11 protein-coding genes and 1 pseudogene are annotated in these 10,457 nt (G+C 71.9%); 8 read left to right on the forward strand and 4 right to left on the reverse strand.

Going from position 1 to position 10,457, the window contains the following annotated elements:
• Positions 1-14: 14 nt before the first annotated feature.
• Complete coding sequence (locus K206_RS0120175; protein WP_020423852.1) at positions 15-452, reverse strand: PaaI family thioesterase; 438 nt, start codon at positions 450-452, stop codon at positions 15-17.
• A gap of 226 nt (positions 453-678) precedes the next feature.
• Here K206_RS0120175 and K206_RS0120180 point away from each other — a divergent pair, with 226 nt between their 5' ends.
• The 4 genes from K206_RS0120180 (at position 679) to K206_RS0120195 (ending at position 4,817) form a co-directional block, all read left to right on the forward strand.
• Positions 679-1,548 carry a CHAD domain-containing protein gene (locus K206_RS0120180; RefSeq protein ID WP_020204205.1) on the forward strand — a complete coding sequence of 290 codons (870 nt, stop codon included), beginning with the start codon at positions 679-681 and terminating at the stop codon, positions 1,546-1,548.
• A gap of 17 nt (positions 1,549-1,565) precedes the next feature.
• Complete coding sequence (gene mnmE, locus K206_RS0120185) at positions 1,566-3,014, forward strand: tRNA uridine-5-carboxymethylaminomethyl(34) synthesis GTPase MnmE (protein ID WP_029043854.1); 1,449 nt, start codon at positions 1,566-1,568, stop codon at positions 3,012-3,014.
• Positions 3,015-3,398: 384 nt separating this feature from the next.
• Positions 3,399-4,154, forward strand: coding sequence for a hypothetical protein (locus K206_RS38815; protein ID WP_155888153.1), 756 nt, complete (start codon positions 3,399-3,401; stop codon positions 4,152-4,154).
• 210 nt (positions 4,155-4,364) lie between these two features.
• Positions 4,365-4,817 carry a PA2169 family four-helix-bundle protein gene (locus K206_RS0120195; protein WP_020204208.1) on the forward strand — a complete coding sequence of 151 codons (453 nt, stop codon included), beginning with the start codon at positions 4,365-4,367 and terminating at the stop codon, positions 4,815-4,817.
• Positions 4,818-4,851: 34 nt separating this feature from the next.
• Here K206_RS0120195 and K206_RS0120200 read toward each other — a convergent pair whose 3' ends face one another.
• Positions 4,852-5,529, reverse strand: coding sequence for an isoprenylcysteine carboxylmethyltransferase family protein (locus K206_RS0120200; protein ID WP_020204209.1), 678 nt, complete (start codon positions 5,527-5,529; stop codon positions 4,852-4,854).
• Positions 5,530-5,650: 121 nt separating this feature from the next.
• Between K206_RS0120200 and K206_RS0120205 the strand changes: the two genes are divergently transcribed.
• From K206_RS0120205 to K206_RS0120220, 4 genes are all read left to right on the forward strand, one after another.
• The gene (locus K206_RS0120205) at positions 5,651-6,070 is read left to right on the forward strand and encodes a hypothetical protein (protein WP_020204210.1); all 420 of its coding nucleotides are present in this window, start codon (positions 5,651-5,653) and stop codon (positions 6,068-6,070) included.
• Between the two features lie 235 nt (positions 6,071-6,305).
• A complete protein-coding gene (locus K206_RS0120210; protein WP_020204211.1) occupies positions 6,306-6,893 on the forward strand; it encodes an OB-fold putative lipoprotein in 588 nt (195 codons plus the stop codon).
• A 52-nt stretch (positions 6,894-6,945) separates the two neighbouring features.
• Positions 6,946-7,146 carry a hypothetical protein gene (locus tag K206_RS0120215; RefSeq protein WP_020204212.1) on the forward strand — a complete coding sequence of 67 codons (201 nt, stop codon included), beginning with the start codon at positions 6,946-6,948 and terminating at the stop codon, positions 7,144-7,146.
• Between the two features lie 305 nt (positions 7,147-7,451).
• A complete protein-coding gene (locus tag K206_RS0120220; RefSeq protein WP_029043856.1) occupies positions 7,452-7,988 on the forward strand; it encodes an Sbal_3080 family lipoprotein in 537 nt (178 codons plus the stop codon).
• Here the strand turns inward: K206_RS0120220 and K206_RS0120225 are convergent.
• Together K206_RS0120225 and K206_RS43005 are read right to left on the reverse strand one after the other, a co-directional pair.
• Positions 7,975-10,065, reverse strand: coding sequence for a methyl-accepting chemotaxis protein (locus tag K206_RS0120225; protein WP_231401640.1), 2,091 nt, complete (start codon positions 10,063-10,065; stop codon positions 7,975-7,977). The two genes, K206_RS0120220 and K206_RS0120225, sit on opposite strands and share 14 nt — an antisense overlap.
• 264 nt (positions 10,066-10,329) lie before the next feature.
• Positions 10,330-10,457 (reverse strand): annotated as a pseudogene (locus K206_RS43005) (succinylglutamate desuccinylase); the annotation flags it as partial.

The following is a 10,457-nucleotide window of genomic DNA, read 5'->3' on the forward strand; positions in this document are numbered from 1 at the left end:
AAGAAAATGGCCGTTCAGGCCAGGTCGAGCACGCTCATGGTGGCGTTGAAGCGGCTCACCAGCACTGCCTCGCCGTGCACGCTGGCGAAGACGTCGGCCTCCACCACGATGATGGCGCGGCCGGACTTGAGCACGTCGGCGCGGCAGGTCAGGCGGTCGCTGCGCGCGGCCCTGAGCAGGTTGATCTTGAATTCGGCGGTGACTACGTGGCGCCCGGCGTCGAGCATGGTGGCGGCCGCCGCGCTGGCGGTGTGGTCGGCGATGGTGGCCTGCACGCCGGCATGCACCACGCCGCCGTGCTGCAGGTGCCGCGGCGTGACCAGCAGCTCGCTCTCGCACCAGCCGGGCCCGCAGTCCACCAGGCGGATGCCCACGTCCGTGACGAAGGCGGCATCACGGAAGCCAGCCTCGATGGTATCCCGCAGCAAACGCCGTTCCTGTTCGGTGGACATGGCCGCCTCCTCGCGCTCTGGTGGCCGGGCTCCCGACAGGCGGACGGCCCGGTGCGCCCATTGCAGCGCGAAGCCGGCGCGCTGTCAATGCGTGGCCCCTCGCTCACTCTTTGACTGGCCGCATAGGCATCCCCATCCGGAAGGTGCGGCGCACCCGCCACAATCGCCTACACTGGCTTATACCCGTCCCGCCTGGACACCGGCCCGGAAGCCACCGCCGACCACCATGCCCGCCGCCAATCCCACCAGCCGCCTGCACGCCGGCATGCGTGCCATCGACGCTTTCGTGGTGCTGGCCGATGACGGCCTCGCCGCCATCGCCGACCAGCTCGACGCGCTGAACCGGCGCGACCACCCCGACGACGTCCACGCGCTGCGGGTCGCGGTGCGGCACCTGCGCGCGGTCTGCTGGGCCTTCGGGCCGGCCCTGCCCAAGGTCATGCGCGCGCGCTGGCGCGACAGCCTGCGCCAGCTCGCGCGGGCCGCCGGCGACGTGCGCGACTGGGACGTGTTCATCGGCGAGACGCTGCGGCCCGCGCTCGACCGGCAGCCCGGCGATCCCGTGCTGGCCGCGCTGAGCGACATCGCCACGATGCGGCGCCACCTCGCGCGCGCCACCATGATGGCGCAGCTGGCGCAGTACCAGCACTGGCCGCTGCCGGCGCTGCACCGCGACCTCGCCCACCTCGGCAGCGGCACCGTGCACGGCCCGCGCGCCGGCGCGCGGGCGCGCCTGGACACCTTCGCACGCCGCCGCATCCGGCGCGCGCGCGAACGGGTGAAGGCGCTGGCGCGCGCCGCGCGCGGCGCGGACCTGGCGCGCGTGCACCGCTACCGCATCGGCAGCAAGCGCCTGCGCTATGCCATCGAGGCGCTGGCGCCGGTGCTGCCGAAGCGCTTCGGCCAGCGCCTGCACGACAAGCTGGTCAGGCGCCAGGGCCAGCTCGGCAAGACCGTCGACAACGCCGTGGCGCGCCGCCTGATGGCCGAGTGCATGAACACGCCCGCGCCGGGCGCGCAGGCGCCATCGCCACCATCACCACCATCGCTGCCACCTCCGCCATCCCCGCCACCCCCACCGTCCGCGCGGGACTGATCTGCGACAATATCGCCATGACCGCATCCCAGCCCCGCTCCCACGCCGCCGCCACGCCCATCGCCGCCATCGCCACCGCGCCCGGGCGCGGCGGCATCGGCGTGGTGCGCGTGTCCGGCCCCGATGTCGGCGCCATCGCGCGCGCCGTCTGCGGCCAGGCGCTCAAGCCGCGCCATGCCACCTATCTGCCGTTCCTCGACGCGCGCGGCAAGGCCATCGACCACGGCCTCGCGCTCTATTTCCCCGCGCCGAATTCCTACACCGGCGAGGAAGTGCTCGAACTGCAGGGCCACGGCGGCCCGGTGGTGATGCAGATGCTGCTGGCGCGCTGCCTCGAAGCGGGCCGCGAGACCGGCCTGCGCCTGGCCGAGCCCGGCGAGTTCACGCGCCGCGCCTTCCTCAACGACAAGCTCGACCTGGCCCAGGCCGAAGCCGTGGCCGACCTGATCGAAGCCAGCACCGAAGCCGCCGCGCGCTCGGCCGCGCGCTCGATGGAAGGCGAGTTCTCGCAGGCCATCCACGCGCTGGTCGAGCAGGTCATCCACCTGCGCATGCTGGTGGAAGCCACGCTCGACTTCCCCGAGGAAGAAATCGACTTCCTCGAAGCCTCCAACGCGCGCGGCCAGCTCGCCGCCATCCGCGCAGCGCTGTGCGGCGTGCTCGCGCAGGCCAAGCAGGGCTCGCTGCTGCGCGAAGGCCTGTCGGTGGTGCTGGCGGGACAGCCCAACGTCGGCAAGTCCTCGCTGCTCAACGCGCTGGCCGGCGCCGAGCTGGCCATCGTCACGCCGATTCCCGGCACCACGCGCGACCGCGTGCGCGAAACCATCCAGATCGAAGGCATCCCGCTGCATATCGTCGACACCGCCGGCCTGCGCGACGACGCCGCCGACGAAGTCGAGCGCATCGGCATCGAGCGCACCTGGGAAGCCGTGCGCCGCGCCGACCTCGTGCTGCACCTCGTGGACGCCGCCGACTACGTCGAACACGGCCTGTCCGAGACCGACGACGCCATCGACGACCGCCTCTCCGGCCACCTGCCGCCCGGCTCGCCGATCCTGCGCGTGGTCAACAAGATCGACCTTGCCCCCGCCGTGGGCGCCCGGCACTTCGGCGCCAACCGCCCCCACGTGGTCGCCGCCAACGGCCCCAATCCGGCCGAGGTCTGGATCTCCGCGCGCACCGGCGCCGGCATCGACCTGCTGCGCGGCCAGTTGCTGCGCCTGGTGGGCTGGCAATCCGGCAACGAAGGCACCTTCCTCGCGCGCGAGCGGCATCTCACCGCGCTGCGCAACGCGCAATCCCACCTCGACCTCGCCACCGAGCGCGCCGAGCAGCAGGCGCAGGCGCTCGACCTGTTCGCCGAGGAACTGCGCCTGGCGCAGGATCATCTCAACAGCATCACGGGCGAGTTCACCAGCGACGATTTGCTGGGGACGATTTTTACGCGGTTCTGCATCGGGAAGTGAGGCAGGCTGAGGTCTCCTGATACAGCCAAGAGTCGCGTAAATGTTTCACCGGCGTCCGCGTGCGCCGCGCCATGTATCAACGATGACTCATCCAGAATCACCGCAGGTTGTCGCTCTCCATTGACTCTGTCCGTGCACGCCGCGCAAGGACAGCGACCCCTCCCGCTGCGTTGTCGATGTGACACCCCGCCTGTGCGGTTTTGGCGGCTCCGCAAGCAACTTTGTCCGTTCGATGTCGGCCCCAAGCCATAGATTCGTAGCACGGGATGCGAGGCAGCCCGCCAGGGGCAAGACGCGCCGGCGGCGGCAGCGGCCAAGCGCGGCTTGCCGTACTCGGCCGGCTCCGCCTCGCTCCTGGCCTGTGCACCAGCGGAGCTACACGCTATGCGTGACCACGACATCGAAGCGCAGCCGCCCCGGCTACAAGTATTCGAAGGTGTCGTTCCCCGGCAGTTGCTGGCGGAGATGAATGCGACCGTCGACGCCTGCAGGCAGGCGTGGCGGCCGGCAGATGGCCGTCGCGCCACGGACACGGCGGCGCAGTTCGCCGAGCTGCTGCGGCGGCACGATCCGTTCCGGCTGGCCGAGCGGCAGGCCTGCGCGCGTTCGCGGCAAGGCGCGCGGCAGGCGGGCTGGGCCATCGAGCGCGCCCAGCCGCTGTACGTGCTGCGCTGTATCAACGGCGGCCTGCGCGGGCAGAGCCATCTGCGGCACTACGATTCCCATATCCTGACGCTGCTGATTCCGCTGCAGCAGGCGGCGCCGTCGCGCGAGAACGGCGACCTGATCCTCTACCGGCATCCGCGCGAAGCCGTGGCGGCCTGGAAGAACGTCATCACCAAGGTGCGGCTGATCCTGATGCGCTCGCTGCCGTTTGTCGTGCGCCGGGCGCTGACCTTTCACCATCTCGCGCACGGCCGCTGCGAGCGCGTCGCGTGCGTGCCGGGCAACGTCTACGTGTTCAACGGCTTCATCACGCTGCATGCGAACCTGCACGTCGAAGCGGGCGAGCGCCGCTCGCTGATCTTCCACTATTACGATCCCGGCCTCACCGCGGGGCTGAACCACGTGCCGCGCGCCTGGCGGGCACTGCGGGACCGGCTGCTCGACGCGATCCAGCCGGTCCGCTCGCGCGACTGACCGGCGGCCGGCCGGCGCGCTCGCGCCGGGACGATCGCGCGTGCTCCCGCTCGCGTACTCCTTGCGGTACATGGCGGCACCGCCGCCGATGCCCGCCGCGGGCGCTCCTATACTGGAACCGCTGGAACAGCCTTCCGCGCGTAGCGTCACGGGCCGGCGCTGGTGTACGCGCGGATCCACATCGGCCCGGACCCAGGCTAGGAGAACGTCATGATCAATGCGCAAGGACATCTCGTCGGTACCCTGAACCACCTGATCGAGGTCGGCAAGGACGGCGAACTGAGCTGCACGACCGGCGCCCGCGAAGTGCAGAGCCCCGAGATACGCGCCATCTTGACCGGCACCGCGGAAACCTGCCGCGCCTCGGTGATGGAGCTGCAGGCGCTGGTGACTTCGCTCGGCGCCCAGCCGCGCGACCGCGGCAGCATGGGCGGCGCGCTGCACCGCGGCTGGATGGAGGTGCTGCACGTGATCGCGCCGCACAACGACGACGCCGTGCTGCAACTGTGCGAGCGCGACGAGGAAGCGGCCAGGCGGGAATACCAGGCGGCCCTGACCGGGGACATGCCGGCCGAGGTGCGCGCGGTGGTGCAGCGCCAGTACGAGGGCATGCAGTGGCATCACCAGCGCATCCACGCCATGCGCGGCATGCAGGTCCACTAGCGGACGGTGGCGCCGGTGGCAGCGCCGCCGCGCCTCACCACACGCGCGGCACCAGCCGGTACCGCACGCGGGCCGCGTAGGCGGCGTAGCCGTCCAGCCCGCGCAGCAGCTCGCGGTCTTCCATCGCCGTGCGGAACACGATGCCGGCGGCGAGCAGCAGCGACCCCGCCACGCCCCACCACGACCCCAGCAGCAGCGCATTGGCCGGCAGGAAGACCAGCACGGCCGCGTAGAGCGGATGGCGCACCAGCGCGTAGGGGCCGCTGGACACCACGCGATGCCCGCGCTCGGACTGGATCCGCACCACCGGGGCGAGGAAGGTGTTCTCGCGGCAGACCCGGTCGATGGCGGCATAGGACAGCACCAGCAGCACCGCGCCCGCGCCTTGCAGCCACGCCGGCATGACCGACCAGCGGTAGCGTCCCGCGTCCAGCCCCATCAGCGCCAGCCACGCGCACCACGCCACGCCCACGGCCACCATGAAGACGCGGTCCCACAGCGGCTGCCCGCGCTGCACCGGCGGCTTCAGGCGCTCGGCCAGCAGCGCGGGATCGTAGCGGGCCATGCGCCACGTCACCACCACGGCGCCGCCGAAGAACAGCGCCAGGTACGCCCAGCCCGCGGGCCACGCCAGCGTGCCCGCCGCGCCGAACAGCAGGGCGGCGAAGACCAGCGCCTCGGCCGCCAGCGCGAACGCAAGCCTGAACTTCATGGCGGATGCCCTCCTTGCGGCGTCCCGCGCCGGCATGCCGCCGGGAACGGCGGCGCAGTGAAGTGCGATGGGGAACGCGGCAGGGGCTACAATGGGCCGTTTCAGCGAACGAGCCACTGCCATGTCCGATTATCCGCGTTATACCCTCAATCGCTCGCTCGTCATCCTGGTGCCCCAGCAGCCGTTCTTCGACTGGATCATGGCCGTGGACACCGACCCCGTACCGTCGCTCACGCTCGAGAACGTGCGCGAGGACCAGAGTACCTTCCTGGTGCCGGACGAGGTCTCCAACGCCGCCCAGGCCGTGCAATGGGTGGAGGAGCGCTGGCGCGCCTTCTTCGAGTTCATGCTGGGCGAGTGGTTCGAGGAGTCGGCCTGGCCGGCGGCCCTGACGCTCGAGCAGTTCCGCGAGTGGTTCACGGTGCAGCACCACTCCACGGTGTTCGACATGGCGCTGGACTTCGGCATCGAGCACGAGGACTGGGAAGCCGAGGAGGAAGAGGAGGACGACGGCGAACCGGGGCTGCACCGGCTGCACTGAGGCCGTTGGCGTGGCCCGCATGACCCACATGACCTGTGAGGCGCGCGCCATGCCTGTGGACAAGTCTGTGGAGAAGCCCGAATAACCCTGTGGGCAAAGCTGTGGGCAAGGTTGTGGGCAACCCGCCGCGAACGCCGCCATTCCCGCCATGCCGGCGGCGTTGCCCGCCCGTGCCGGCCGCGCCCGTCCCGCCCGACCTTCTTGCCCGCCCCCTCTTTACCGCAGGAAACCCCGGATGTTGAACCGTACCCAGAAGACCCTGATCGGCGTCGTCGCCGTGGCCGTGCTGGCCATGCTGTGGCTGACCGGCAACCATGAGCAGCAGCAGCTCGAGCCGGCCGCGGCGGATGCCGCCGCCGATGCCTCCGCAGCCGCGGCCGCCACCGAGGCGGCCAGCGGCGCGCGCGGCGTGCCGCGCAACGGCACGCTCGACCCGATCAGCATCGACCCGGCGCGCTCCACCGACGTGCTGCCGCAATACCAGGCGGATACGCTGGTGGACGACTACCAGGACAACCCCGGCGCCGCGAACGACCGCTATCGCGGCCAGTATTTCATCGTGGAGGGCGTGGCCGCCGGCGTGCGGCGCGAGAGCGGCGACAACGTGTTCCTCGACATCCGCTCGAACAATCCGGCCGTGGCGGTGCGCGCCAGGCTGCTGCCCCAGCAGATCTGCGGCCCGGCCGGGCGCACCTGCGAAGTGGAGGCGCGCGCCACGATGGTCCGGCGCGGCCAGAAGGTGGCGGTGGAATGCACCGGCGCGGGCCAGGTGGACGGCTCGCCGCTGCTGGAAGGCTGCCTGGTCCGCGGCGGCGCCAACTGAGCGGCGCCGGCGCCTTTCTCCATCGATTCCACGCCCGTTTCCCGGCTTCCGCATGCAAACCCTGCTCTCCGTCCTCGCCCTGACCATCCTGATCGTGACCGCGGTCGGCCTGGTCTCGCCGCCGTTCATCAGCAACGCCTTTCTCAAGGGCCGCCCGGTCGGCCGCCTGCAGATCCTGCTGGTCGGCGTGTTCCTGGCCGCGATCTGCCTGGTGGCGGTCGGCAGCATGGCCACGCCGCCGGCCGCCGGCTGAGCGGCACGCGCGGCGCTTCGGCAGGCCGCTCCCGCGGCTTTGCGATGCCCGCGCCACCCGCGCCGGCCCGGAAATGCCGGACACGAGACTTGCGGGGCGCGTCCCGCGGGCGGACCAGCGCGGCCGCTTCGGGTCGCCAACGGTAGCTCCCGCCGTCCGCCAGCCGTCTCCGGCTGGCGTTTTTCCGGGCTGGCGGACCGTTTTTCCCGCTCTGTTCCACCGATTGACCGCGCGGCAACACGCCTAAAGTTGGCGGGCGCGCGTGCCGGGAGCACGCGCCCACCCGCCATGCGCCCAGGAACATCATGAAAATAGCATTGCTTGCCGCCAGCCTAGGCCTGCTGGCCACCGGCTGCGCCACCTACCAGGCGGTCGTGCCGGTCGACCGCGGCGACCGTATCGCCTCCATGCAGCCGGCCGACGGCACGCTGTTCTGCGTGATCACCAACCAGTCCAGCGGCAACGCCTACCTGGGCGCGCTGCGCGAGTCGCTCGAGGCGCGCGGCTTCGAGTTCAAGCAGCTCGCGCCGGGCTCGTCGGTGGCGGCCTGTCCCTATACCGCCACCTACTACGCGCAGCGGCAGTCGTACTGGCGCGATTTCCTCAGCTCGCTGGACATGGTGGTCTACATCAACGGCGAGCGCGCCGGCCAGGCGAAATACGACGCGCTGCGCAGCGCCGGCGGCATCAACCTGAGCGACCTGATCCCGCCCGGGCAGAAGATCGAGGACGTGGTGGAGCAACTGCTGCCCGGCATGCGGCCCCGGCCGGCCGCCGCCGGCACCGCGCCGTCGGCCCCGGCAGCCCCTTCCGCGCCGGCCGCGTCCGCTACGCCAGCCTGAACACCTCCACCGCCTGACGCAGCTCCTGCGCCTGCTGGTGCAGGCTCTGCGCGGCCGCCGCGGCCTGCTCGACCAGCGCGGCGTTCTGCTGGGTGGCGTTGTCCATCTCGTTCACGGCGCCGTTGACCAGCGCGATGCCCTGCGCCTGCTCGCGCGAGGCCACGGTGATGTCGCCCATCAGCGCGGCGATGCCTTCCACGCGGCGCACGATGTCCTCGATGGCGGCGCCGGCCTGCTGCACCGCCTCGTTGCCGGCGCGCACGTCGGCCACGGTGCGCTGGATCAGCGTCTTGATCTCGCCGGCGGCGCCGGCGCTGCGCTGCGCCAGCCCGCGCACCTCGCCCGCCACCACCGCGAAGCCGCGCCCGTGCTCGCCCGCGCGGGCGGCTTCCACCGCCGCGTTGAGCGCGAGGATGTTGGTCTGGAAGGCGATGCCGTCGATCATGCCGATGATGTCCACCACCTTCTGCGCGTTGCCGTGGATGCCCGCCATCGTGCCGACCACGCGCGCCACCGTGGCGCCGCCGGTGCGCGCGGCCTCGGCGGCGCTGCGCACTGCCTCGTTGGCGTCGTGCGCGCTGTCCGCGTTCTGCTTCACGGTGGCGGAGAGCTCGTCGATGCTCGACACGGTGCGCTCCAGGCTGGTCGCCTGCGCGGCGGTGCGCGCCGACAGGTCGGCGTTGCCGCTGGCGATCTGGCTGGTGCTGCCGGCGATGGCCGCCGCGCTCGCGCGCACGGTGCCGACGATGTCCGACAAACCCTGGCCCACGCCGTCGATGGCGCGCAGCAGCCGGCCCATCTCGTCCTGGCGCCGGCTCGCCATGCGCGTGCCGAGGTCGCCCCCGGCGATGCGCGCCGCGGCCTGGGCGGCGGTGCCGAGCGGCACGCTGACCATGCGCCGCAGCAGCCACCAGAAGCCCGCCGACACTACCAGCGCCAGCGCCACGCCGGCCAGCAGGAAGCGGTCGCGGCTCGCCACCAGTCCGGCGCGCAGCGTCTGCACCGGCACCGAGCCGGCGATGATCCACTGCCAGTCCGGGTAGGTGGTGAAGGCCGTCACGCGCTCGGCCGCGGGCGTGTTGCCCAGCGCCGCGGTGTGCGTCATCACGCCTTGCTTGCCGGCGATCATGTCGCGCACCCAGGGCTTGCCGCCGGCGTCGGTGGCGTCCAGGATCACGCTGCCCTCGGCGGCGCCGCGGCCGACCATCAGGCGGCCCTGGTCGGGGCCGGGGCTCGCGTCGATCACCATGAACTCGCCATTGCCGCCGACCTGCTTGCGGCGGATGCGGTTCTTCAGCATGGCCAGCTCGGCATTGACGTTGACGCCGACGAACAGCGCGCCCACCACGCGGCCGGTGGCGTCGCGCACGGGCTCGTACTTGCTCATGTACGGCTTGCCGAACAGCCACGCCAGCGCGCGGTAGGCGCGGCCCGACATCAGCGCGGCGTAGGCCGGATGGGTGCGGTCGAGCACGGTGCCCACGGCGCGCTCGCCGCCCTGCTTCTTGAGCGACGTGGTGATGCGCACGAAGTCCTCGCCGCTGCGCGCGAACACCGTGGCGGCGGCGCCGCCGGTGGTGGCCTGGAAGCTGTCGGGAATGGCGAAGTTGCCGTTGAGCGTGACTTCGCCGCTCCTGAAGCGCGGCGTGGCCTGGCCGGCCACCTCCACGGTATCGGCCGCGTCCAGCGTGTACGGGCCGGGCACCTGCGCGGCGAAGCTGAGCATGAAGCGGTCGGACTCCTGCAGCATGGTGTCGTCGAGCTGGCCCACCAGTTCGCGCAGGGTGTCGGCCTCGGCCACGATGGCGTTGCGCGCCTGCGCCTCGAGCAGGTTCATGCTGCTGGCCGACAAGGCCAGCGCATAGGCGCCAAACACCGCCAGTTGCACCAGCAGCACCACCGCGGCGATGCGCGTGCCGATGCTCCAGGCGCCGGGGTGCAGCCGCGCGCGCAACGGGCGCGCGGACGGTGGCCTGCCGGAAGACGAGGCGGGGGACGGCGCGGCAGGTCGCGGGGACGGCGCGGCGGACGGCGCCAGGGGCGCCGCCACGGCATGGACAGTGACAGTTGAACGCAAGAGCAGCTCCGTCAATGAGTGCCATGCGCCACCTGGCGCACGGGCGGCGCGCGCTCTGCGGCGCGTCGCCATTGCGGAGGTTTACGGCGGGCGCGCCGCGGCCTTGACCGCCGCGCGGCGAAATCGCCTAGAAGCGCGGCTCTAGCTTGCGCGCGGTGCAGCCGGCGCTTCGTTGTGGTGCACTTTGCCGCGCGTCCTGCCCGCAGGACGCGCGGCGCCCGATCATGCCCGAACGATCATCCCGCCGGCCATCGAGCCAACCATTCAGCCGACCAGCCGGCCCAGCCGCACCACGGTCACGCCGGGGCGCAACTGGCGCAGCGACGGCATCACCAGCACGCAGTCCGGGTAGGGCGTCACCACCGGCTCGCCGTCGCGCCAGCCGATCACGG

Source organism: Cupriavidus sp. WS (assembly GCF_000395345.1).
Taxonomy (GTDB): Bacteria; Pseudomonadota; Gammaproteobacteria; order Burkholderiales; family Burkholderiaceae; genus Cupriavidus; species Cupriavidus basilensis_B.